This is a genomic window from Pseudomonas sp. PDM27, assembly GCF_019219205.1.
Classification (GTDB): Bacteria; Pseudomonadota; Gammaproteobacteria; order Pseudomonadales; family Pseudomonadaceae; genus Aquipseudomonas; species Aquipseudomonas laurylsulfatiphila.
Map to the genome: position 1 here is coordinate 423,917 of NZ_JAHUWF010000003.1, position 23,353 is coordinate 447,269.

24 protein-coding genes are annotated in these 23,353 nt (G+C 61.1%); 12 read left to right on the forward strand and 12 right to left on the reverse strand.

Annotation, left to right across the window (positions count from 1 at the left end):
- Positions 1-3: 3 nt before the first annotated feature.
- The 3 genes from rnk to cyaY all read right to left on the reverse strand — a co-directional run bounded on the left by rnk (position 4) and on the right by cyaY (position 1,227).
- Complete coding sequence (rnk, locus tag KW838_RS09795) at positions 4-414, reverse strand: nucleoside diphosphate kinase regulator (protein ID WP_007980800.1); 411 nt, start codon at positions 412-414, stop codon at positions 4-6.
- A gap of 254 nt (positions 415-668) precedes the next feature.
- The gene (locus tag KW838_RS09800) at positions 669-890 is read right to left on the reverse strand and encodes a DUF1289 domain-containing protein (RefSeq protein WP_015097337.1); all 222 of its coding nucleotides are present in this window, start codon (positions 888-890) and stop codon (positions 669-671) included.
- A 4-nt stretch (positions 891-894) separates the two neighbouring features.
- Positions 895-1,227, reverse strand: coding sequence for an iron donor protein CyaY (cyaY, locus tag KW838_RS09805; protein ID WP_007980802.1), 333 nt, complete (start codon positions 1,225-1,227; stop codon positions 895-897).
- Between the two features lie 330 nt (positions 1,228-1,557).
- Between cyaY and KW838_RS09810 the strand changes: the two genes are divergently transcribed.
- Genes KW838_RS09810 through KW838_RS09835 form a run of 6 tightly spaced genes read left to right on the forward strand, consistent with a single transcriptional unit; the run spans position 1,558 to position 6,174 of the window.
- Positions 1,558-1,734, forward strand: a complete 177-nt coding sequence (locus KW838_RS09810) for a lipoprotein (RefSeq protein ID WP_007980804.1) — start codon at positions 1,558-1,560, stop codon at positions 1,732-1,734.
- Positions 1,735-1,746: 12 nt separating this feature from the next.
- Positions 1,747-2,994 (forward strand): diaminopimelate decarboxylase, encoded by a 1,248-nt coding sequence (lysA, locus tag KW838_RS09815; RefSeq protein WP_102699672.1) that lies wholly within the window; start codon positions 1,747-1,749, stop codon positions 2,992-2,994.
- 4 nt (positions 2,995-2,998) lie between these two features.
- Positions 2,999-3,829: a diaminopimelate epimerase gene (gene dapF / locus KW838_RS09820; RefSeq protein ID WP_095964313.1), complete on the forward strand. Its 831-nt coding sequence runs from the start codon at positions 2,999-3,001 to the stop codon at positions 3,827-3,829.
- Positions 3,830-3,842: 13 nt separating this feature from the next.
- Entirely contained in the window at positions 3,843-4,568 is a 726-nt protein-coding gene (locus KW838_RS09825; protein ID WP_007980809.1) for a DUF484 family protein, read from the forward strand.
- Positions 4,569-4,570: 2 nt separating this feature from the next.
- Positions 4,571-5,470: a tyrosine recombinase XerC gene (xerC, locus tag KW838_RS09830; RefSeq protein WP_102699673.1), complete on the forward strand. Its 900-nt coding sequence runs from the start codon at positions 4,571-4,573 to the stop codon at positions 5,468-5,470.
- Positions 5,467-6,174: an HAD family hydrolase gene (locus KW838_RS09835; protein WP_102699674.1), complete on the forward strand. Its 708-nt coding sequence runs from the start codon at positions 5,467-5,469 to the stop codon at positions 6,172-6,174. The genes xerC and KW838_RS09835 overlap by 4 nt, the downstream gene beginning before the upstream one ends.
- A 200-nt stretch (positions 6,175-6,374) precedes the next feature.
- Here KW838_RS09835 and sutA read toward each other — a convergent pair whose 3' ends face one another.
- The 4 genes from sutA to glnK all read right to left on the reverse strand — a co-directional run bounded on the left by sutA (position 6,375) and on the right by glnK (position 9,151).
- Positions 6,375-6,698, reverse strand: coding sequence for a transcriptional regulator SutA (gene sutA, locus KW838_RS09840; protein ID WP_007989490.1), 324 nt, complete (start codon positions 6,696-6,698; stop codon positions 6,375-6,377).
- A gap of 101 nt (positions 6,699-6,799) precedes the next feature.
- The gene (locus KW838_RS09845) at positions 6,800-7,225 is read right to left on the reverse strand and encodes a secondary thiamine-phosphate synthase enzyme YjbQ (RefSeq protein ID WP_218500994.1); all 426 of its coding nucleotides are present in this window, start codon (positions 7,223-7,225) and stop codon (positions 6,800-6,802) included.
- A gap of 214 nt (positions 7,226-7,439) precedes the next feature.
- Complete coding sequence (locus KW838_RS09850; protein WP_007980820.1) at positions 7,440-8,777, reverse strand: ammonium transporter; 1,338 nt, start codon at positions 8,775-8,777, stop codon at positions 7,440-7,442.
- Between the two features lie 35 nt (positions 8,778-8,812).
- Positions 8,813-9,151, reverse strand: a complete 339-nt coding sequence (gene glnK, locus KW838_RS09855; protein ID WP_002555808.1) for a P-II family nitrogen regulator — start codon at positions 9,149-9,151, stop codon at positions 8,813-8,815.
- A 419-nt stretch (positions 9,152-9,570) separates the two neighbouring features.
- Between glnK and KW838_RS09860 the strand changes: the two genes are divergently transcribed.
- The 3 genes from KW838_RS09860 (at position 9,571) to KW838_RS09870 (ending at position 12,515) form a co-directional block, all read left to right on the forward strand.
- Positions 9,571-9,831, forward strand: coding sequence for an accessory factor UbiK family protein (locus KW838_RS09860; protein WP_007980822.1), 261 nt, complete (start codon positions 9,571-9,573; stop codon positions 9,829-9,831).
- 384 nt (positions 9,832-10,215) lie between these two features.
- Positions 10,216-10,737, forward strand: a complete 522-nt coding sequence (locus KW838_RS09865; RefSeq protein ID WP_218500995.1) for a Bro-N domain-containing protein — start codon at positions 10,216-10,218, stop codon at positions 10,735-10,737.
- Between the two features lie 284 nt (positions 10,738-11,021).
- A complete protein-coding gene (locus tag KW838_RS09870) occupies positions 11,022-12,515 on the forward strand; it encodes a YifB family Mg chelatase-like AAA ATPase (protein WP_102699677.1) in 1,494 nt (497 codons plus the stop codon).
- 82 nt (positions 12,516-12,597) lie between these two features.
- Here KW838_RS09870 and KW838_RS09875 read toward each other — a convergent pair whose 3' ends face one another.
- Positions 12,598-13,518: a LysR substrate-binding domain-containing protein gene (locus KW838_RS09875; RefSeq protein ID WP_015097348.1), complete on the reverse strand. Its 921-nt coding sequence runs from the start codon at positions 13,516-13,518 to the stop codon at positions 12,598-12,600.
- A 158-nt stretch (positions 13,519-13,676) separates the two neighbouring features.
- Here KW838_RS09875 and KW838_RS09880 point away from each other — a divergent pair, with 158 nt between their 5' ends.
- Positions 13,677-15,074, forward strand: coding sequence for a NorM family multidrug efflux MATE transporter (locus KW838_RS09880; protein WP_095964442.1), 1,398 nt, complete (start codon positions 13,677-13,679; stop codon positions 15,072-15,074).
- Between the two features lie 135 nt (positions 15,075-15,209).
- On the opposite strand, the gene KW838_RS09885 is transcribed toward KW838_RS09880, so the two are convergent.
- Positions 15,210-16,883, reverse strand: a complete 1,674-nt coding sequence (locus tag KW838_RS09885) for a bifunctional diguanylate cyclase/phosphodiesterase (protein ID WP_218500996.1) — start codon at positions 16,881-16,883, stop codon at positions 15,210-15,212.
- A gap of 264 nt (positions 16,884-17,147) precedes the next feature.
- Between KW838_RS09885 and rep the strand changes: the two genes are divergently transcribed.
- Together rep and KW838_RS09895 are read left to right on the forward strand one after the other, a co-directional pair.
- On the forward strand, positions 17,148-19,157 hold the full coding sequence (rep, locus tag KW838_RS09890; protein ID WP_102699679.1) for a DNA helicase Rep: 2,010 nt from the start codon (positions 17,148-17,150) through the stop codon (positions 19,155-19,157).
- A gap of 55 nt (positions 19,158-19,212) precedes the next feature.
- Positions 19,213-19,785, forward strand: a complete 573-nt coding sequence (locus tag KW838_RS09895) for a xanthine phosphoribosyltransferase (protein ID WP_007975145.1) — start codon at positions 19,213-19,215, stop codon at positions 19,783-19,785.
- A gap of 132 nt (positions 19,786-19,917) precedes the next feature.
- Here the strand turns inward: KW838_RS09895 and KW838_RS09900 are convergent, their stop codons facing one another.
- From KW838_RS09900 to KW838_RS09910, 3 genes are all read right to left on the reverse strand, one after another.
- Positions 19,918-21,837: an acetyl-CoA hydrolase/transferase C-terminal domain-containing protein gene (locus KW838_RS09900; protein ID WP_218500997.1), complete on the reverse strand. Its 1,920-nt coding sequence runs from the start codon at positions 21,835-21,837 to the stop codon at positions 19,918-19,920.
- A 259-nt stretch (positions 21,838-22,096) separates the two neighbouring features.
- The gene (locus KW838_RS09905; RefSeq protein ID WP_102700089.1) at positions 22,097-22,519 is read right to left on the reverse strand and encodes a cytochrome c5 family protein; all 423 of its coding nucleotides are present in this window, start codon (positions 22,517-22,519) and stop codon (positions 22,097-22,099) included.
- A gap of 182 nt (positions 22,520-22,701) precedes the next feature.
- Positions 22,702-23,250: a cupin domain-containing protein gene (locus KW838_RS09910; RefSeq protein WP_007975150.1), complete on the reverse strand. Its 549-nt coding sequence runs from the start codon at positions 23,248-23,250 to the stop codon at positions 22,702-22,704.
- Between the last annotated feature and the right edge of the window lie 103 nt (positions 23,251-23,353).

Sequence of the window (23,353 nt, forward strand, 5' to 3'; positions counted from 1 at the left end):
ATGTCACTCCGGGAACGCGCCGCCATTGGCCGGCTGCGATTCGACTTCCAGCAGCGTCAGCTTCAGGGTCTTGCCGCCCGGAGCCGGCCAATCGATGTGCTGGCCAACCTTCAGGCCGAGCAGCGCGCTGCCCACTGGCGCCAGGATCGAGACCTTGCCTTCGTCGGCATTCGCATCCTTGGGGTACACCAGGGTCAGGTGGTAGTCCTTGCCACTGCCTTCTTCCCGGCAATGCACACGGGAATTCATAGTCACGACATCCGCCGGCACTTCATCGTGGCCGACCACGGTATCGGCGCGATCCAGTTCGGTTTGCAACGCAATAACGCCCGGCAGCGTGTCGTCCAGGCTGTCGATCAGACGCTCCAGACGCTGGACGTCCAGACGGGTAAGGGTGATGGAAGGTGCGGTCATGATCTGGGCAGACTCCTTTCTTCTGCACGAAAAAAGCAAAACCCCGCCAGAAAAAGGCGGGGTTTTCACAAGCCTCGATGGGTTGAGGCGTATCTGGACACTATCACAGCTCAAAAAATATACAAGCCGGGGCCGGATGCCAGCACCGCCCCCTGTAGGAGCTGCCGAAGGCTGCGATCTTTTGATCTGGATTTTTGGCGGCTCTGAAGACGCTGAAGATCAAAATATCGCAGCCTCGCTTCGCTCGACAGCTCCTACAGGGCGGTGGCTTTGCGCTCAGAGGCCTGGGCGCAAATGACACGGCGGCGATCATCGTCCGCCGAGCGCCATTCGCGGATGTCTTCGACATGGCGGAAGCAGCCGAGGCAGACTTTTTGCTCGTCCAGCCGACACACACCGCTGCACGGCGACGGCACCGCCGGGCTGACATTGCTGTAGAGCGGCTTCGGTGGGCGGACAGACGCAGGCTGGGTCACGATCTCACAGGCCTTCGAAATCGAGCTCGACACCGGCCTGCTGCTGGACGATACGCTCGAGCATTTCACCCAACTGCTCTTCACTCTTGTCGCACATCCAGCGCTCGCTTTCTTCGTCGTAGTCGAAGTGGAAACCACCGGACACCGCCGCCAGCCACAGCTGACGCAGCGGCTCCTGGCGACTGAAGATCAACTGGCTGCCGTTCTCGAACTTGACGGTCAGCACACCGGCCGAGCTTTCGAGGTCGATATCCAGGTCGCTGTCGTCAAAGATGTCCTCCAGGGTTTGCTGGGTGGCATCGACCAGGTCGTGGAAACGCGCTTCGGACAAACTCATTACGGCAACCTCAAAAAGTGTCTGATCAGGCTCAAGCGCCGCAAGATACGACCGAGCCCTGCTGAATGCAAAGAATAACGACCGCGGGCCGATATCAATAGGTCAAGTGCTGTACCTGTGGGAGCGGGCTTGCTCGCGAATGCGGTGTGTCAGTCGACATCCGCATTGACTGATGCAGCGCTTTCGCGAGCAAGCCCGCTCCCACAATGGATTGCACTTATGTTACGGACATCGGCCCAACCCCCGCCGGACGGGCGGTCCGTTGCATAGGCAAGCTGCCGGGTGGCCGGTATACTCCGGCGCAATTAATGCATTTTCAAGGATTTCGCCATGAAGCGCCTGATCTCTTCCCTTGCTGCGCTCCTCGCGGTTGCCTGCCTTGTGTCGGCCTGCGGTCAAAAAGGCCCGCTGTACCTGCCCGATGAAGACCAGGACCCTGTCGAGCAAGCCAAGTCGTCGCAGCAGCAGCCTGCCTCCAAAGCACACAAGCACGACGTCTACCAATAATAAGGGAACCTCATGGACGCTTTTAACTACCGTGACGGTGAACTGTTCGCGGAAGGTGTTGCCCTGTCTGCCATCGCCGAGCGCTTTGGCACACCGACCTACGTTTACTCCCGTGCACACATCGAAGCCCAGTACCTGGCTTATGCCGATGCGCTGGCCGGCACGCCGCACCTGGTGTGCTTCGCAGTCAAGGCCAACTCCAACCTGGGCGTCCTGAATGTCCTGGCGCGTCTGGGCGCCGGTTTCGACATCGTCTCCCGTGGTGAACTGGAGCGTGTACTGGCCGCTGGCGGCAGCGCCGACAAGATCGTGTTCTCCGGCGTCGGCAAGACCCGTGACGACATGCGTCGCGCCCTGGAAGTCGGCGTGCACTGCTTCAACGTCGAATCCACCGACGAGCTCGAACGCCTGCAAGTGGTCGCTGCCGAACTGGGCGTTCGCGCGCCGATTTCGTTGCGCGTCAACCCGGACGTCGATGCCGGCACCCACCCATACATTTCCACCGGTCTGAAAGAGAACAAGTTCGGCATCGCCATCGCCGACGCCGAAGACGTGTACGTGCGCGCCGCGCAGTTGCCGAACCTGGAAGTGGTCGGCGTCGATTGCCACATCGGTTCGCAACTGACCACCCTGCCGCCGTTCATCGACGCCCTCGACCGCCTGCTGGGCCTGGTCGACCGCCTCGGCGATTGCGGCATCTACCTGCGCCACATCGATCTCGGTGGTGGCCTGGGCGTGCGCTACAAGGACGAAGAGCCACCACTGGCTGCCGACTACATCAAGGCCGTGCGTGAACGCCTCGATGGTCGCGACCTGGCGCTGGTGTTCGAGCCGGGCCGCTTCATCGTCGCAAACGCCGGTGTATTGCTGACCCAGGTCGAATACCTCAAGCACACCGAGCACAAAGACTTCGCCATCGTCGACGCCGCCATGAACGACCTGATCCGCCCGGCGCTGTACCAGGCCTGGATGGACGTCACGGCCGTGCGCCCGCGTCAATCGGCGGCCCGCGCCTACGACATCGTCGGCCCGATCTGCGAGACCGGCGACTTCCTGGCCAAGGATCGTCAGCTGGCCCTGGAAGAAGGCGACCTGCTGGCCGTGCATTCGGCCGGTGCCTACGGGTTTGTCATGAGTTCCAACTACAACACCCGCGGCCGTAGCGCTGAAGTGTTGGTGGACGGTGATCAGGCATTTGAAGTGCGTCGCCGTGAAACGGTAGCCGAGTTGTTTGCTGGCGAAAGCCTGCTGCCGGAGTAAAACCATGCTGCTGCGTTTTACCAAGATGCACGGCCTGGGCAATGACTTCATGGTCCTCGACCTGGTCAGCCAGCACGCGCACATCCTGCCCAAGCATGCCAAGCAATGGGGCGACCGGCACACCGGCATCGGTTTCGACCAGTTGCTGATCGTCGAGGCACCGAGCAATCCGGACGTGGATTTCCGCTACCGGATCTTCAACGCCGACGGCTCCGAAGTGGAACAGTGCGGCAACGGTGCGCGCTGCTTCGCCCGCTTCGTACTCGACAAGCGCCTGACCGCAAAACGGCTGATTCGGGTCGAGACCAAAAGCGGCATTATCGAGCTCGACGTGCGTAACGACGGCCAGATCAGCGTGAACATGGGCGCCCCGCGCTTGGTGCCGGCGGATATTCCGTTCCAGGCACCGGAGCAGGCCAAGAGTTATCAGGTCGACGTCGACGGCACCCCGGTCGATCTGGCCGCCGTGTCCATGGGCAACCCCCATGCCGTGCTGCGGGTCAGCGATATCAACAACGCGCCGGTGCATGAACTGGGGCCGAAAATCGAACATCACCCGCGCTTTCCGGCACGGGTCAATGTCGGCTTTCTCCAGGTCATCGACCGGAGCCGCGCGCAGTTGCGCGTCTGGGAGCGTGGAGCCGGGGAAACCCAGGCTTGCGGAACCGGCGCCTGTGCCGCCGCAGTGGCCGCGATCAGCCAGGGGTGGATGGATTCGCCGCTATTGATCGACCTGCCTGGCGGGCGCTTGTCCATCGAATGGGCAGGCCCTGGCCAACCGGTGATGATGACCGGCCCGGCAGTGCGCGTATACGAAGGACAAGTGCGTCTTTGAGTGAGCGAAATCCATGACAGACAAGCCTCAGGTACCCGCACGACAAGCTGACGAATCACCGTCCGAAAGCCTGGAGGCGGCGGCTGTTGCCGCGTACCTGGAGGCTCATCCGGACTTCTTCGTCGAGCACGAAGAGCTGCTCCCGTCCCTGCGTATTCCCCATCGACGCGGCGATACCGTGTCGCTGGTGGAGCGTCAGATGACCATTCTGCGCGACCGCAACATTGAACTGCGTCATCGCCTGTCGCATTTGATGGACGTGGCCCGGGACAACGACCGGCTGTTCGAAAAGACCCGTCGCCTGATCCTCGCGCTGATGGACGCCGCCAGCCTGGAAGACGTGGTGATGTGCGTCGAAGACAGCCTGCGCCAGGAATTCCAGGTGCCCTTCGTCAGCCTCATCCTGCTCGGCGACAACGCCATGCCGGTGGGCCGCTGGGCCACTCACGCCGAAGCTCAAGTGGCCATCGGCGGTTTGCTCTCGGAAGACAAGAGCGTCAGCGGCAGCCTGCGCGAGCATGAGCTGGACTTCCTGTTCGGCGAAGAACAGCGCAAGCAGATCGGCTCCACCGCGGTCGTCGCCATCAGCCACCAGGGCATCCACGGCATCCTGGCCATCGCCAGCCGTGATCCGCAGCACTACAAAAGCTCGGTGGGCACCTTGTTCCTGAGCTACATCGCTGAAGTCATGGGTCGCGTGCTGCCACGGGTCAACAATTCCCTGCGCTCGGTACGCTGAACATGGAACGACAACTGGACGCTTACTGCGAACACCTGCGCAGTGAGCGGCAGGTGTCGCCGCACACGCTGTCAGCCTACCGCCGCGACCTCGATAAAGTGCTGGGCTGGTGCGTCAAACAGAACATCGGCAGTTGGGCGGCGCTGGACATCCAGCGCCTGCGCAGCCTGATTGCCCGCCTGCACGCTCAAGGGCAATCGTCCCGCAGCCTGGCGCGATTGCTGTCGGCCGTTCGCGGGCTCTATCACTACCTCAATCGCGAAGGCCTGTGCGACCACGATCCGGCCAATGGCCTGGCGCCGCCGAAAGGTGAACGCCGCCTGCCGAAAACCCTCGACACAGACCGCGCCCTGCAACTGCTGGAAGGTGGTGTGGAGGATGACTTTCTGGCACGTCGGGACCAGGCGATTCTGGAGTTGTTCTACTCTTCCGGGCTGCGGCTGTCGGAGCTGACAGGACTCAATCTCGATCAACTCGACCTCGCCGACGGCATGGTCCAGGTGCTCGGCAAAGGCAGCAAGACCCGCCTGCTGCCGGTGGGGAAAAAAGCCCGCGAAGCGCTGGAGCAGTGGCTGCCACTGCGGGCCATGGCCAACCCGGTGGACGATGCGGTGTTCGTCAGCCAACAGGGTCGACGTCTCGGCCCCCGAACGATCCAGGTGCGGGTCAAGGCTGCCGGCGAGCGCGAACTGGGACAGAACCTGCATCCGCACATGCTGCGGCACTCCTTCGCCAGCCATTTGCTGGAATCCTCCCAGGACCTGCGCGCGGTGCAGGAACTGCTCGGACACTCGGACATCAAGACCACGCAGATCTACACCCATCTGGACTTCCAGCACCTGGCCACGGTCTACGACAGCGCCCACCCACGGGCCAAACGCATTAAGGGCGACGATTCATGAGCATTCAGTTGATCACCTTCGACCTCGACGACACCTTGTGGGACACCGCACCCGTCATCGTCAGCGCCGAAGCCATATTGCGTGCATGGCTGACCGAACATGCGCCCAACCTGGGGGCGGTGCCGGTGGAACATTTGTGGGCCATACGCGAACGCATCCTGAGCATCGAGCCGAACCTCAAGCACCGCATCAGCGCCTTGCGCCGGCGCGTGTTGTTCCAGGCCCTGGAAGAAGCCGGATATCCCCATGCCGAAGCGTCGGACCTGGCCGATCAGAGTTTCGAAGTGTTTCTGCATGCCCGGCATCAGCTGGAAATATTTCCGGAGGTGCAACCGACCCTGGAGTTGCTGGCCAACCATTACGCCCTCGGCGTGGTCACCAATGGCAACGCCGATGTGCGTCGGCTGGGGCTGGCGGACTACTTCAAGTTTGCGTTGTGCGCCGAAGACATCGGCATCGCCAAACCTGATGCACGGCTGTTCCATGAAGCCTTGCAACGCGGCGGCGCGACGGCTGATACGGCGGTGCATATTGGCGATCATCCGGGCGATGACATAGCCGGTGCGCAACAAGCGGGGATGCGGGCGATCTGGTTCAACCCGGCGGGCAAGGTCTGGGAAGCGGAACGGTTGCCGGATGCCGAGATTTGCAGCCTGACCGAATTGCCGGCGTTGTTGGCGCGGTGGAACAAGGCTTCGGCCTGACGAAGAAACCTGTGGGAGCGAGCTTGCTCGCGATGAGGGCTTAACATTCAAAATAATGTTGCCTGACACTCCGCCATCGTCGGATCGCCGCCCGGAGCAAGCTCGCTCCCACAGGGATCACCACAGGTTTCATATTTTTTGTTCCGGGCATGAAAAAGCCCGCAGCGACGGCGGGCTTTTTCAGCAAGCGGGTAGCAGGCTCAGATAGGCCGGCTGCCGTACTTGTTATCCGGCTTCTTGGGAGGATCGGCGACCACATTGGCCTCCACTTCCTGCACCTTGCCACCACGCGCAAGGAACTCTTCCATGGCCTTGGCCAGGGCATCGCGTTCCTTGTTCTTGGCTTCGACACTCGGCAGCTCATCGACCGATACCGCTGCCTTGGCCTTGCCTTTGGCGGCCGGAACCGGCGCATCACCGCCGTCGTCTTCAGCGACGTCTTCCGCCGCTGCTTCCAGACCTTCTTCGGTTTCGTCGTCGTCGCCTACTTCGAGGTCGTCGTTTTCCAGATCATCGTCGCTCATGTTCTACCTCATGACTTGCGAAAAGCAGATTAGTTATAGCCCAGCTTTGCCCTCTGTCGAAGGCTGCCGGAAAAAAATCAACAGCCGCTGCTGACCAGCGGTTATGCCTCTTCACCGTGCACGGTGGCGAGGACTTTACGGGCACCGCCATGATCGCGGTGCTCGCCCAGGTAAACGCCTTGCCAGGTTCCCAACGCCAGCCGGCCTGCCGAAATCGGCAAACAGAGCTGACAGCCAAGCACGCTGGCCTTGAAGTGCGCCGGGAGGTCGTCCTGGCCTTCGTCGTTATGCTCATAGCCGTCTGTTCCTTGTGGGATCAGACGATTGAAAAACCGTTCGAAGTCGCGACGTACCGCCGGATCGGCGTTCTCGTTGATGGTCAACGACGCCGAGGTATGCTGCAGCCACAAGTGCAACAGACCGACCCGACACACCTTGAGTTCAGGCAGGCCGGCGAGTAACTCGTCCGTTACCAGGTGAAAGCCTCGGGGCCTCGCCCGCAAGGTAATCAGAGTCTGTTGCCACATACAGTTCTCCGCACGTTCGGGGCGCATTCTAGCGCGCTCTGGGAAAAAACAAAGGCCCTAATATTCCTTCAATCATGTAAGCCTTCGACCGCACAAAAACACCCGACGTAAACATCTTAAAACCTGTAGGAAAAAACCTTTCAGCTCACCCTGCAAAGACAAATTTCAGACAAAAAAATGCCCGGCAAGCCGGGCAAGTTTTTTATGCGCGTGCTTACAAGTTGTAGCCGCGTTCGTTGTGAAGCGCCAGATCGATGCCGACCGCCTCTTCTTCTTCATTGATGCGCAGACCCATGACCGCATCCAGCACCTTGAGGATGATGTACGTGGCGATTGCGGTGTAGATCACCGTGAAACCTACGCCTTTGCACTGAATCCACACTTGTGCGGCGATGTCGGTCACGGTGCCGAAGCCACCCAGGGACGGCGCAGCGAACACACCGGTCAGGATTGCGCCGAGGATACCGCCGATACCGTGTACGCCGAAGGCGTCCAGGGAATCGTCATAGCCGAGCTTGCGTTTCAGGGTGGTCGCGCAGAAGAAGCACACCACGCCAGCCGCCAGACCGATGACCAGCGCACCCATCGGGCCAACGGTGCCGGCAGCCGGGGTAATTGCCACCAGGCCGGCAACCACGCCCGAAGCGATGCCCAGTGCGCTAGGTTTGCCATGGGTGACCCACTCGGCAAACATCCAGCCCAGCGCAGCAGCGGCAGTCGCGATTTGCGTCACCAGCATCGCCATACCGGCGGTACCGTTGGCCGCAGCGGCGGAACCGGCGTTGAAACCGAACCAGCCGACCCACAGCATGGCCGCGCCCATCAGGGTATAACCGAGGTTGTGCGGTGCCATCGGCGTGGTCGGGAAGCCCTTGCGCTTGCCCAGCACCAGGCAGGCAACCAGACCGGCCACACCGGCGTTGATGTGCACCACGGTGCCGCCGGCGAAGTCCAGAACGCCCCAGTCCCACATCAGGCCGCCGTTACCGGACCAGACCATGTGCGCAATCGGCGCGTAAACCAGGGTGAACCAGATGCCCATGAAGACCAGCATCGCGGAGAACTTCATCCGCTCGGCGAAGGCACCGACGATCAGCGCCGGCGTGATGATGGCGAAGGTCATCTGGAAGGTGATGAACACCGCTTCAGGGAACAGCGCCGCAGGACCGGTCAGGCTGGCTGGCGTGACACCGGCCAGGAATGCCTTGCCCATGCCGCCGAAGAACGAGTTGAAGTTGACGACGCCCTGCTCCATGCCGGTGGTGTCGAACGCGATGCTGTAGCCATAGATGACCCACAGGACGCTGATCAGACCGGTAATGGCGAAGCACTGCATCATCACGGAAAGAATGTTTTTCGACCGGACCATGCCGCCGTAGAACAGCGCGAGGCCGGGAATGGTCATGAACAGCACCAAGGCTGTAGAGGTCAACATCCAGGCAGTGTCGCCAGAGTTGAGGACCGGGGCCGCCACTTCGTCTGCCGCCAAAGCAAGGCTGGGCATTACGATGGACAACAGGGCTCCTAGCCCTGCGAATTTACGCAGAGTCATATTGTTTTCTCCTGGGGCGTTGGGTTTGTGGCGGCTTAGATTGCGTCGGTATCGGTTTCGCCGGTACGGATGCGAATCGCCTGTTCCAGATTGACCACGAAGATCTTGCCGTCACCGATCTTGCCGGTGTTGGCCGCCTTGGTGATGGCCTCGATTACCCGGTCCAGATCCTTGTCGTCGATGGCGACGTCGATCTTCACCTTGGGCAGGAAATCGACCACGTATTCCGCGCCGCGATACAGCTCGGTGTGCCCCTTCTGCCGGCCAAAGCCTTTGACTTCAGTGACGGTAATGCCCTGCACGCCGATCTCGGACAGCGACTCGCGTACGTCGTCCAGCTTGAACGGCTTGATGATGGCAGTGACTAGCTTCATGAAAACTCTCTCCCGAATTGGTGGACTTGCCCCAGGAAAACAAACCCGTCTCAAGTCTAAGCGCAGTGCCTGGCTTTGTAACGCATCGTCGGCCTTACCTGCCCGTCCGACGCCAGCTAACCGCTCCTTGCGAAGCACTCCCCGTGATTCGCCTGGCGCACTGCATTCGTCACAGCGACTGCATCAGTGCATGGGTCACCAGCATCTAAGCAGAAAGCTTGCCATCTCCACAAAACTGACTGTTTTCAAGTCTTTACCGGTGGATAGCGGATACTTCGCGACAACACCCGGCACGTTACGCACAACAACGGTGCGACACCGCCCGTCCCGATGCGCGAAAACCGTGCACCCTTTGCCCGCGCAAATGACTATAGACACTGCGTGATACACTGCCCGTCATTGTTTCCAGGACATTGCCCATGCTCGCGCCAAAAGACTTCCTCGACGCCCTGACCGGCACCGCCTCCCGCCTCTTCAGCGGTGACACGCCTCTGCCGAAAGCCGAAATCGAAAGCCAGTTCAAAATGTTGCTGCAGAGCGGCTTCAGCAAGCTGGATCTGGTGAGCCGGGAAGAGTTCGATAGCCAGATGGTTGTACTGGCGCGCACGCGGGCGCGACTGGAAGCTCTTGAAACGAAGGTCGCGGAGATGGAAGCGAAGCTCAACCCGCCAACCGAGTAACCCATCAATCCCGCTTTGAAACACAGCCCCCTGTAGGAGCTGCCGAAGGCTGCGATCTTTTGATCCCAAGCCCCGCAAAAATCCCGGCAACGTCCTACAAACATCACACCGCCGTCCGATTGCGTCGCCAGGTATCCGGTCTCTAAGCTCATCCCCGCTGAATGTTCAGCACTGGGTTTGGCGACCTGAATAGCATGTGACGCACAGTGACCACGTTCGATATCGGGCATTTTCCCTTTCGAATTATGGCGGCTGGGCGTGGGAGACCTTCGGGTCTGCCGGTTTTTCGCATGCACCGGTTCGCCAACCCGCGCACAGCTGCCACCCTTATTGTTTGGCGACGATAAGCGGCAGTGTCCTTCATGCGAATTTGGGTACTACAACATGGACGAAAACTATCTAACACCTCATATCTTCACCCGCCACAAACTCCACCTCCACGCCCTCCTCCTGCAAAACCAACCCTGGTTCAGCGCCCGCGACCTCGGCCGATTACTGCGCATCCATCTCAACGACCGCCAACTCCGAAAACTCGATCCCGACCAATACCAAACCACCAAAACCCTCATCCACGGTCACATCGAAAACACCCTGCTGATCAGCGAATCCGGTGTCTACGCCATGCTCGTCTACCACTACTGCCCCGAATACCGAGCCTTGCGTGAATGGCTCACCCACGAAGTCGTCCCCGCCCTGCGAGACGCCCAACACCCCACCACAACCGAACGCCCACAACTGAGCCTGCTCAACTGGCCGGAAATGTCGTTGAGCCTGCTGCACTGGAATAACCAGCCGTGGATTCGGTTGCAGGATGTTCCGCAGATGCTGCCTGACCACGAACGACCACAGCATGCGGTGAGCGAGCCGTGGTGGAGGCGAGCTTCGCGGGTACTGCAACCGCGCTGAGCCCAAAGAAGTCACTCATGTGGCACCCACCCTGTGCAGAAACAGACCGAGCGGTGAATGACCTGTGGCGAGGGAGCTTGCTCCCATTGGGTCGCGAAGCGGCCCCAAAAGAGGGACGGCTACGCCGTCCAACGGGAGCAAGCGCCCTCGCCACAGGGTGGTGACTGTCGGTCTCGCAACATCCGGTGAATGTTTGCCGCCCCAGCCCCCACACCGCAACGCCCTCCCACGACTACCCTTCAAAAACCCGCAGGAAGCGGTGCTCTTCAACTCAAGGAACGCCCATGTCCCTCTCCATCGTCCACAGCCGCGCCCAGATCGGCGTGGAGGCACCCGCCGTCACCGTAGAAGTTCATCTGGCCAACGGCCTGCCATCCCTGACCATGGTCGGCCTGCCCGAAGCGGCGGTGAAGGAAAGCAAGGACCGGGTGCGCAGTGCGATCATCAATTCGGGGCTGCAATTTCCGGCGCGGCGGATCACGTTGAATCTGGCGCCGGCGGATTTGCCCAAGGATGGCGGGCGGTTCGATCTGGCGATTGCCCTGGGGATTCTCTCGGCCAGCGTGCAGGTGCCGACGCTGACACTGGATGACGTGGAGTGTTTGGGGGAGTTGGCCCTGTCCGGTGCGGTACGGGCAGTTCGAGGGGTGTTGCCGGCGGCGTTGGCGGCGCGCAAGGCCGGGCGCTGGCTGATGGTGCCACGGGCGAACGCTGAGGAAGCGTGCCTGGCGTCGGGACTGAAAGTGATTGCTGTTGACCATTTGCTGGAGGCCGTCGCGCATTTCAACGGGCATACACCGATCGAGCCTTACGCTTCCGATGGACTGCTCTGCGCCAGCAAACCTTATCCCGACCTGAATGAAGTACAAGGGCAGCTGGCGGCCAAGCGTGCGCTGCTGATTGCGGCTGCAGGCGCTCACAACCTGTTGCTCAGTGGTCCCCCCGGAACCGGAAAAACCTTGCTGGCGAGTCGCCTGCCAGGGCTGCTGCCGCCGCTGACCGAAAGCGAGGCGCTGGAAGTGGCGGCGATTCAATCGGTCACCAGTTGTGTGCCCTTGCGTCACTGGCCACAGCGCCCCTTTCGCCAGCCCCATCACTCCGCCTCTGGCCCCGCCTTAGTGGGTGGCGGTTCGAAACCGCAGCCGGGTGAAATTACCCTCGCCCACCACGGCGTCCTGTTTCTTGATGAGCTTCCCGAGTTTGAACGCAGAGTCTTGGAAGTCCTGAGGGAGCCGATGGAATCCGGGCATATCGTCATCTCGCGGGCGAAAGATCGCGTGCGCTTTCCGGCACGCTTCCAGTTGGTGGCGGCGATGAATCCGTGTCCCTGTGGATATCTTGGCGAGCCAAGCGGGCGCTGCTCCTGCACGCCGGACATGGTGCAGCGTTATCGCAACAAGCTGTCGGGGCCGCTGCTCGATCGCATCGACCTGCATCTGACTGTCGCCCGGGAAGCCACGGCGTTGAATCCCAAAGTGAAGCCAGGCGAGAACAGCGCCAGTGCTGCGGTGCTTGTCGCCGAGGCTCGTGAGCGCCAGCAGAACCGCCAGGGTTGTGCCAATGCGTTTCTCGATCTGCCGGGTCTGCGCCGGCACTGCGAGTTATCCACAGCCGATGAGCACTGGCTGGAATCCGCCTGTGAACGACTGACCCTGTCACTGCGTTCGGCGCACCGTTTGCTCAAGGTGGCGCGGACGCTGGCGGATCTGGAACAGGTTGATGCGATCAGCCGTGAGCATTTGGCGGAGGCGTTGCAGTATCGGCCGGCGACTCAGTGAGTGCTGAAACCGAGGCGCGCCCTTCGCGAGCAGGCTCGCTCCCACAGGGGACGGCGATGAGGGGAGAAAGCGGAGACATCGTTCAACTCAAGTGCACGACATCCGGCAATTCCATGGACCGGACTTCGTTTTGCAGAAAGTCGCTGAGCCGGCGCATGCGTTCGCCGCCGGGACGGGTTTTCGGCCACACGAGGTAGTAACACAAGCCGCTGGCCACCGCTGTCGGCCACGGCAGGCTCAAGCGGCCCTGCGCCACGTCCTCCGCGACCATCAGCAGATCGCCCATGGACACGCCATAGCCTCGCGCAGCGGCGATCATGCCCAGTTCCAGGGTATCGAACACCTGCCCGCCCTTGAGCGACACCTGTTCGGCCAAGCCCATGCGCTCCAGCCAGTTGCGCCAGTCGCGGCGGTCCGGCGTCGGGTGCAGCAACTCGGTGTTGCTCAGGCGCTCGACATCCCAGGGTTGGTCGCCTCGCAGGTTGGGCGCGCCGACCGGGATCAACTCCTCGGGGAACAGGTAACTCGCCTCCCAGTCCGGAGGGAAATGTCCGTTGCTTAACAGCACCGCACAGTCGAACGGCTCGTCGTTGAAATCCACGGAATCGACGTCCATCCACGCACTGGTCAGCTGCACTTCGTTTCCCGGTTGCAGATGGCGGAAGCGACTGAGGCGCGCCAGCAACCAGCGCATGGTCAGGGTCGACGGGGCTTTCATGCGCAGGATGTCGTCTTCGGCGCGCAAGGTATTGCAGGCGCGCTCCAGGGCGGTGAAGCCCTCGCGAATACCCGGCAACAGCAAACGGGCCGACTCGGTCAGTTGCAGGTTGCGGCCACTGCGGTGAAACAAGCGGCAGGCAAAATGCTCTTCGAGCGTACGAATGTGCCGGCTGACCGCACTTTGAGTAATCGACAGCTCTTCCGCGGCCCGGGTAAACGACGTGTGTCGCGCCGCCGCTTCAAATGCGCGCAGGGCATACAAGGGAGGAAGACGACGCGACATCAGGAAAGCTCCTACAGCGGTTTTGGGATACCCTAGCAGAAACTATCCAGCATGAGTTTGAATCATGCTACCCATCCTTTTTATCCCTTTGTGCAAACGCCGCAGAGCGCCGAGAATCGACGCTTTCCTGTCCACTTCCAGAATCGAGCGTGATGACCATGCAGCATCCAGCACGTACTGAACTCTGGGCCATCCTGCGGCTGGCGGGGCCGCTGATTGCCTCGCAGTTGGCGCACATGCTGATGGTCCTCACCGACACCCTGATGATGGCGCGCCTGAGTCCCGAGGCACTGGCCGGTGGCGGGCTCGGCGCGGCGACCTATTCGTTCGTGTCGATTTTCTGCATCGGCGTGATTGCTGCCGTCGGCACACTGGTGGCGATCCGTCAGGGGGCTGGCGACATTCTCGGGGCGACCCGGCTGACCCAGGCCGGGTTGTGGCTGGCATGGCTGATGGCGCTGGTCGCCGGTTTGCTGCTGTGGAACCTCAAACCGGTACTGCTGCTGTTCGGCCAGACCGAAAGCAATGTCCAGATGGCCGGGCAGTTTTTGATCTTCCTGCCGTTCGCCCTGCCCGGCTACCTGAGCTTCATGGCCCTGCGCGGGTTCACCAGCGCCATTGGCCGCGCGACACCGGTGATGGTGATCAGCCTGGGCGGAACCGTGGCCAACTTCCTGCTCAACTACGCGCTGATTACCGGCATGTTCGGCCTGCCGAAGCTGGGGCTGATGGGCATCGGACTGGTCACGGCGATTGTCGCCAACCTGATGGCCCTGGCACTGGCGTGGCACATTCGTCGGCATCCGGCTTATGAGGCCTATCCGCTGCGCCAGGGCCTGTCGCGGCTGAATCGCCAGTACCTGAAGGAGTTGTGGCGTCTGGGCCTGCCGATTGGCGGCACCTACGCGGTGGAAGTCGGGCTGTTTGCCTTCGCCGCGCTGTGCATGGGCACCATGGGCAGTACGCAACTGGGTGCACACCAGATCGCCCTGCAAATCGTTTCGGTGGCGTTCATGGTGCCGGCGGGGATTTCCTATGCGATCACCATGCGCATCGGTCAGCACTACGGCGCCGGGCAACTGCTGGATGCGCGGCTGGCCGGACGGGTCGGCATTGCGTTCGGGGCGGCGGCGATGCTGTGTTTCGCCATGGTCTTCTGGCTGTTGCCGAATCAGTTGGTCGGTCTGTTTCTCGACCACAACGACCCGGCGTTCCGCGATGTCATCAACCTCGCCGTGAGCCTGCTGGCGGTGGCGGCATGGTTCGAGCTGTTCGACGGCACGCAAACCATCGCCATGGGCTGCATTCGCGGGCTCAAGGATGCCAAGACCACGTTCCTGGTGGGTTTGGGTTGCTATTGGCTGATTGGCGCTCCGGCGGCGTGGTGGATGGCGTTCCACCTGGACTGGGGGCCAACGGGTGTCTGGTGGGGCCTGGCGTTGGGGCTGGCGTGTGCGGCGGTGAGCCTGACGCTGGGGTTTGAGTGGAAGATGAAGCGGATGATCAAACGCGAAACGACGTCAGAGCAGCGCTTCGAAGTCGCTCAGCCTGACTGAGATCCCTTGTAGGAGCGAGCCCGCTCGCGATAAACCCGAGAACGCCGCGGGGCACCTGCCAACCAGCGTTATCGTTGACGACCATCGCGAGCAAGCTCGCTCCTACAGGGTTCGGTGGCAACCAATTACTCGTGATCAGCTTACGACTTCCAGTGGCGGCTGCTGGCTGGAGCCAAACATCAGATATTCCACCAGCTCGGCCAACGGCAATGGCCTGCTGATCAGATACCCCTGCACCTGATCGCACTCGAACCCGCGCAACAGATCCAGCTGCTCCGGTGTCTCCACACCTTCGGCGACCACTTCAAGGTTGAGGTTGTGCGCCAGGTTGATCATCGCGTGGACCAGATTGCGGTTTTCCTCACGCTGCTCCATACCACCGACAAAGCTCTTGTCGATCTTCAGCAAAGTGATCGGCAGGCTGTTGAGGTGCACGAACGACGAGAAGCCGGTGCCAAAGTCGTCGAGGGAGAAGCGCACACCGAGGCGCCCGAGTGCGTCCATGGTCTGCTTGACCAGGTCGCTGCGGCGCATCACGGCGGTTTCGGTCAGTTCGAACTCCAGCCACTGCGCCTCGACGCCGCGCTCGGCAATCAAGCGGCTCAGGGTCGAGAGCAACTGGCTGTCCTGGAACTGCCGGAACGACAGGTTGATCGCCATGTGCAACGGCGGCAAACCCAGCTCAAGCAGCGCCTGCATGTCGCGCAAGGCCCGGGAAATCACCCAGTAGCCCAGCGGCACGATCAGGCCGCTTTGCTCGGCCAGCGGCACGAATTCGCTCGGTGGCAGCAAGCCGCGCTCGGCATGGCGCCAGCGCACCAACGCTTCGAGGCCGACGATCTGTCCGTCTTCAAGGTTCAGCCGTGGCTGGTAGTGCAGTTCCAGCTCATCGCGGCGCAGTGCCCGGCGCAGTTCGGTTTCGAGGTCGGCGATGCTGCGGGCATTGCGATTGATGCGTTCGTTGAAAATGTGAAAGGTGCAGCCTTGGGTGCTTTTGGCCTGCTGCATGGCAATGTGCGCGTGCCACATCAGCGGGTCCGCACCAGCCTGGGCCCGGGCGTGGGCAATGCCCAGGCTGGAGCCGATCAACAGGCTTTCGCCGTCGATCCAATAGGGCTCGGCCAGCGCTTCGCTGATGCGCTCGGCCATCCACTCGGCACGCTGGGGTGCGCGACGGGTGTCGATCAGCAGCGCGAATTCATCACTGCCCAGGCGCGCGAGTTGATCGCCGGCTTCAAGCTGACTCTTGAGCCGCGCCACCACTTGCAGGATCAGGCGGTCACCGGCCTGATGGCCGAGGGCGTCGTTGGCGTAACGGAAATTGTCGAGGTCGAGATGACCGAGAGCCAGGCCGCGACCGTCGTTTTCCGCCAGCCGCGCCGTCAACAGGGTCTGAAAGCCCTGGCGGTTGGCGATGCCGGTGAGCGGATCTTGCTCGGCCAGGCGTTGCAGAGTGTTTTCCAGCACGCCACGTTCGCGCACATGGCGCAGGCAACGGCGCAACATGCCCGGATCGAGATGATCGCGCACCAGCCAGTCGCTTACACCGTCGGGCGGGGTCAGCGGCTCATGGTCGAGCAGCAACACCGTCGGCAGGCTGCAACGGCCCGGCGCCGGTTGAAGTTGCGGGATGGTCAATAACACCGCGCTGCGGTTGTCATCGAACAGGCTGCTGACCGACTCCCAACTCGGCGCGCTGATGAGCACGGCCGAGCTCCCCATCGGAGCCAGACACTCGCGCAACAACGCTGCCCACGCTGGCTCTTCGGCCAGTAGCAGCAAACGCAAGGGTTCGACAGGCGTAGACAAGCTAGCTCCCTAGACTCTGCAAAGATGTAGGCGACGGGCATTATGCCGTCCCGATGACCAATGACAATGACATCAGTTATCAAAACGAGCCCTTTGTATCTGGAATTACGAACATTAGCCGCAAATTCGTTGCGCATCCTGCGTGAAAGTAACAAAACCGGCAATTGCAGATAGCGCGGTACGTCACAAGTCGGACAGAGCAGCACAATTCGCTGAGCCTGTTAAAATGCCGGCCCATTTCGTGACTGACTCCTGAATTTACCTATGTCCCGACTCAATCCCCGGCAGCAAGAAGCCGTGAGCTACGTCGGCGGCCCTCTTTTGGTGCTCGCCGGTGCAGGCTCCGGCAAGACCAGTGTGATCACGCGCAAAATCGCGCACCTGATCCAGAGCTGCGGCATCCGCGCCCAGTACATCGTCGCCATGACCTTTACCAACAAGGCCGCCCGCGAGATGAAGGAACGGGTCGGCACCCTGCTGCGTGCCGGTGAAGGTCGCGGGCTGACGGTCTGCACCTTCCACAACCTGGGCCTGAACATCATCCGCAAGGAACACGTGCGGCTGGGCTACAAACCGGGCTTCTCGATCTTCGACGAGACCGACGTCAAAGCCCTGATGACCGACATCATGCAGAAGGAATACTCGGGCGACGACGGTGTCGACGAGATCAAGAACATGATCGGCGCCTGGAAAAACGACCTGATCCTGCCGGCCCAGGCCCTGGAAAACGCGCGCAACCCCAAGGAGCAGACCGCCGCCATCGTCTACACCCACTACCAGCGCACGCTCAAGGCGTTCAACGCAGTGGACTTCGACGACCTGATCCTGCTGCCGGTGAAGCTGTTCGAAGAACACGCCGACATCCTGGAAAAGTGGCAGAACAAGGTGCGCTACCTGCTGGTCGACGAATACCAGGACACCAACGCCAGCCAGTATTTGCTGGTGAAAATGCTCATCGGCAAACGCAACCAGTTCACCGTGGTGGGCGACGACGACCAGTCGATCTACGCCTGGCGCGGTGCCCGCCCGGAAAACCTGATGCTGCTCAAGGAGGACTACCCGTCCTTGAAAGTGGTGATGCTGGAGCAGAACTACCGCTCCACCAGCCGCATCCTGCGCTGCGCCAACGTGCTGATCTCGAACAACCCCCACGAATTCGAAAAGCAGCTGTGGAGTGAAATGGGGCACGGCGACGAGATCCGTGTGATCCGCTGCCGCAACGAGGACGCCGAGGCCGAGCGTGTGGCCATGGAAATCCTCAGCCTGCACTTGCGCACCGACCGTCCGTACAGTGATTTCGCGATCCTCTATCGCGGCAACTACCAGGCCAAGCTGATCGAGCTGAAATTGCAGCACCACCAGGTGCCGTATCGCCTGTCCGGCGGCAACAGCTTTTTCGGCCGTCAGGAAGTGAAGGACCTGATGGCCTACTTCCGCCTGATCGTGAACCCGGATGACGACAACGCCTTCCTGCGGGTAATCAACGTGCCGCGCCGCGAGATCGGCTCGACCACGCTGGAGAAGCTCGGCAACTATGCCACCGAGCGCAAGATCTCGATGTACGCCGCCACCGACGAAATCGGCCTGGGCGAGCATCTGGACAGCCGCTTCACCGATCGCCTGTCGCGCTTCAAGCGCTTCATGGACAGGGTTCGCGAGCAGTGCGCTGGTGAAGACCCGATCTCCGCCCTGCGCAGCATGGTCATGGACATCGACTACGAGAACTGGCTGCGCACCAACAGCTCCAGCGACAAGGCCGCCGATTACCGCATGGGTAACGTGTGGTTCCTGATCGAGGCGCTGAAGAACACCCTGGAAAAAGACGAAGAAGGCGAAATGACCGTCGAGGACGCCATCGGCAAACTCGTCCTGCGTGACATGCTCGAGCGTCAGCAGGAAGAGGAAGACGGTGCCGAAGGCGTGCAGATGATGACCTTGCATGCGTCCAAGGGCCTGGAATTCCCCTACGTGTTCATCATGGGCATGGAGGAGGAAATCCTCCCGCACCGTTCCAGTATCGAGGCCGACACCATCGAAGAAGAACGTCGCCTGGCCTACGTGGGCATTACCCGCGCGCGCCAGACCCTGGCCTTCACCTTCGCCGCCAAGCGCAAGCAGTACGGCGAGATCATCGATTGCGCGCCGAGCCGCTTCCTCGATGAGCTGCCACCGGACGATCTGGCCTGGGAAGGCAACGACGACACACCGACCGAAGTCAAAGCCGTGCGGGGCAACAACGCATTGGCAGATATACGCGCGATGTTAAAGCGCTAGAATTGACCACTTTTATATGACCTTCGGCGCACAGGCGCCAAAAGAGGACAGCTTCATGGAAGCCCTGCACCAGAAAATTCGCGAACAAGGCATTGTGCTTTCCGACCAGGTCCTGAAGGTCGACGCCTTTCTGAACCACCAGATCGACCCGGCCCTGATGAAGCTGATCGGCGACGAATTCGCCACGCTGTTCAAGGACTCGGGCATCACCAAGATCGTCACCATCGAAGCCTCGGGCATCGCCCCGGCGATCATGACCGGCCTGAACCTCGGCGTGCCGGTGATCTTCGCCCGCAAGCACCAGTCCCTGACCCTGACCGAAAACCTGCTGTCGGCGACCGTGTACTCGTTCACCAAGCAGACCGAAAGCACCGTGGCGATCTCCCCGCGCCACCTGACCAGCAGTGACCGCGTGCTGATCATCGATGACTTTTTGGCCAACGGTAAGGCGTCCCAGGCGCTGATTTCGATCATCAAGCAGGCCGGCGCGACCGTGGCGGGCCTGGGCATCGTGATCGAGAAGTCGTTCCAGGGCGGCCGTGCGGAGCTGGATTCGCAGGGTTATCGCGTGGAGTCGTTGGCCCGTGTGAAGTCGCTGGCCGATGGTGTCGTGACCTTTATCGAGTAAGCCGCCACACCGCAATTCCCCCTGTGGGAGCGGGCTTGCTCGCGAAGGCGGTGTGTCAGTCGACTGATTTTTGACTGATACACCGCCTTCGCGAGCAAGCCCGCTCCCACATTTGATTTATGTTGGCTGTTATTACGCAGTGGCTTTCAGGCCAGCCAGCAGCAACCGCTGATACAAATCCTCCTTCAGCCCCTCCGGATTGGCCAGCTGCATGCGTTCCAGATGCTCCGGGAACGCTGCTGCCTCCGGCGCATCCAGCGCTGCCTTGCCCAACTCCAGCACCTCGCTCAGCTTGAACTTGCTCTTGAGCCAGTTCAGCGCCCGCAACACATCTCGCTCGACCTCGGTGAAATCACACCCCAGCGGATACTCTGGGAATAGCCGCGGATGCCGCGCCTGGATCTCCTGCAACCGCTGCGGAGTGTTATCGGTAAAGCGCGGCTCTAGTCGGAAGTCCTTGGGCAATTTGCCGACCTTCTGCGCCTGCTCAATCAATCCCGACTGAAAACGCGAGTCGCTGATATTGAGCAAGGCCTCGATCACTGCCGCATCGGTTTTGCCACGAAGATCGGCAATGCCATATTCGGTGACCACCATGTCCCGCAAGTGCCGGGGAATCGTGCAGTGGCCATACTCCCAAACGATGTTCGAGCTGACGTCGCCGCCAGACTCACGCCAGCTGCGCAGCAGCAGCACCGAGCGCGCCCCCTGCAACGCATGGCCCTGAACCACGAAGTTGTATTGCCCGCCTACGCCGCTGAGCACACGTCCGTCTTCGAGCTGATCCGCCACCGCGGCACCCAGCAAGGTCACGGTGAACGCGGTGTTGATGAACCGCGCATCCAGGCGCTGCAAGCGCTTGAGTTCTTCCTGCCCGTAGAGCTCGTTGATGTAGCTGATGCGGGTCATGTTGAATTCGAGCCGCTTGTTTTGTGGCAACTCGCGCAAGCGTTCGTAGTAGCTGCGCGGACCGAGGAAGAAACCGCCGTGCACCGAGATGCCATCGGTTTGCGCAGCCTCGTCGAGGCTGCCGGCATTCGCTTGCTGCTGGGTCGCCACGTCCGGATAAACCTTGCGCCGCACGATCCCGGCATCAGCCAGTACCAACAAGCCGTTGACGAACATTTCGCTACAGCCATACAGGCCTTTGGCAAACGGTTCGATACCGCCCTCGCGCTCGATCAGTTGCGCCCAGTGGCTCAGGTTTACGTCGGCCAGCAACGCCTTGTAAGCGTCGTTGTCCGCTTGCCGCGCCAGTAGCGCCGCCGTCAGCGCATCGCCCATGGAGCCGATGCCGATCTGCAACGTACCGCCGTCGCGCACCAGGGTGCTGGCATGCAAGCCGATGAAATGGTCCTGGCACCCCACCGGCATGTTCGGCGTGGAAAACAGCGTGGTGTGGTCTTTCTCATCGATCAGCAGGTCGAAGGTGTCGATGCCGAGCTCCGCATCGCCGGGCATGTAAGGCAGATCGTTGTGCACCTGGCCGACCATCAGGATGGTTTCTCCGGCGGCGCGGCGCTTGGCGATCATCGGCAACAGGTCGAGGGTGATGTCGGGGTTGCAGCTCAGGCTCAAGCGGTCGGGATGCTCGGCATGGCTGGCCACCAGTTGCGCCACCAGGTTCAACCCGGCGGCGTTGATGTCCCGCGCCGCATGGCTGTAGTTGCTGCTGACGTAATCCTGCTGCGCCGTGGCACTGTTGAGCAGGCTGCCGGGCTGCATGAAAAACTGCTGGATGTGGATGTTGCCCGGGAGCTGATCGCGACGCAGGTCGGCGAGGAAATCCAGCTCCGGATAATCGCCGAAAACCCGTTCGACAAAGGGTTCGAGGAAGCGCTTTTGCAATCCGTCACCCAAGGGCGGGCGGCCCAGGCACAACGCGGTGTAGATCGTCAGCCGCCGCTCGGGCAACTGTGCGATTCGTCGATACAACGCGTTGACGAAGTGATTGGGTTTACCCAACCCCAGAGGCAAGCCCATGTGGATATGCGCCGGCAACCTTGCCAGGACGTCATCGACTGCCTGTTCGATAGAGCACAGCTGAACCATCGGATCCTCCCTCACGTTCCATGACTTGGGCCTGGACCGAGCTTGCCGGGTCTTTGCTGCAATGAACAGCCTGTATGGGCCAATCGACCGACACAAAACCTTGTAGGAGCGAGCTCGCTCGCGATGGTCGTCAACGATAACGCGGCGAGCCTGACACCCCACGGCGCCTTCGAATTCATCGCGAGCAAGCTCGCTCCCACAGGGATTGGGGGCACAAAAAAACCGTCCGAAGACGGTTTTTTTGCGGAAGATCTGGCGCTTACTTCAAGCCGGACATCTTCTGGATGGCGCCTTTGAGGTCAGCGTCTGCGCAATCGGCGCAGGTGCCTTTTGGCGGCATCGCGTTGATACCGGAGATCGCTTTGGCAAGCAGGCCGTCAACACCACCTTCTTTCTTGGCGCGCTCGCCCCAAGCGGCAGCATCACCGATTTTCGGTGCGCCCAACAGGCCTGAACCGTGGCAAGCGTTGCAATGTTTTGCAATCACTTCATCCGGAGTTTTTGCACCACCCCCGCCGCCGGCGGAAGCGGCCACTTCCATGCCCTTGCACTCTTTACCCTGAACACAGACCTGGCCGACTGGCTCAAGGCGTTTGGCGATATCGTCGTTGGTCGCAGCCTGAGCGCTGACACTGACAGCCCATAGGGCCAGTACGGTTGCTGGTGCAGCCAGCATTTTCATAATTAGGTTCACGCGTTCACCCTCAATGGTGGCTAGTCACGCCTACGGCCACGGTTCGCAGGCGGGCGCAAGTATAGCGGTAAGCCCGCCGCACTGAAACAACCCCAAAGTCGCAAGGGTCTTAGGCTGCGGCGGAAAAACGGCCCGGGCGCCTCTGCGATGCTGGCAGGACGCCTCTTTTCTTAGAAATTCGCCGGCGTGGCTGCGCTGATTAGTCGCGCAGGCGCATCGAACGGATTCCGGAAACGGTGTGGCTTGGTACTTTCAAAGTAGTAGCTATCACCGGCTTCGAGGACAAAAGTTTCGAGACCGACCACCAGTTCCAGTTTTCCTTCGACCAGGATGCCGGTTTCCTCACCCTCATGGGTAAGCATCTCGTCACCGGTGTCGGCGCCTGGCGGATAGATTTCATTGAGGAATGCGATAGCCCGGCTCGGGTGGGCCCGGCCGACCAGTTTCATGGTCACGGCGCCATCGGAAATATCGATCAGCTCGTTGGCCTTGTAGACGATCTGGGTCGGCTTTTCCTGCAGTATTTCTTCGGAAAAGAACTCGACCATGGACATGGGAATCCCGCCCAACACCTTGCGCAACGAACTGATCGAAGGGCTCACGCTGTTCTTTTCGATCATCGAAATGGTGCTGTTGGTGACACCCGCCCGTTTGGCGAGCTCACGCTGGGAAAGGCCTTTGAGCCTACGGATGGATTGCAGTCGTTCACCGACGTCCAAAGCTTGCGCCTCCAGGATTCAAAATTGTTGGAATAGTGGACGTTATCATGGCGACAGCGTTCAGTATTTACAACACCTTGACCTGAATCCTGCTCAGCGAGGC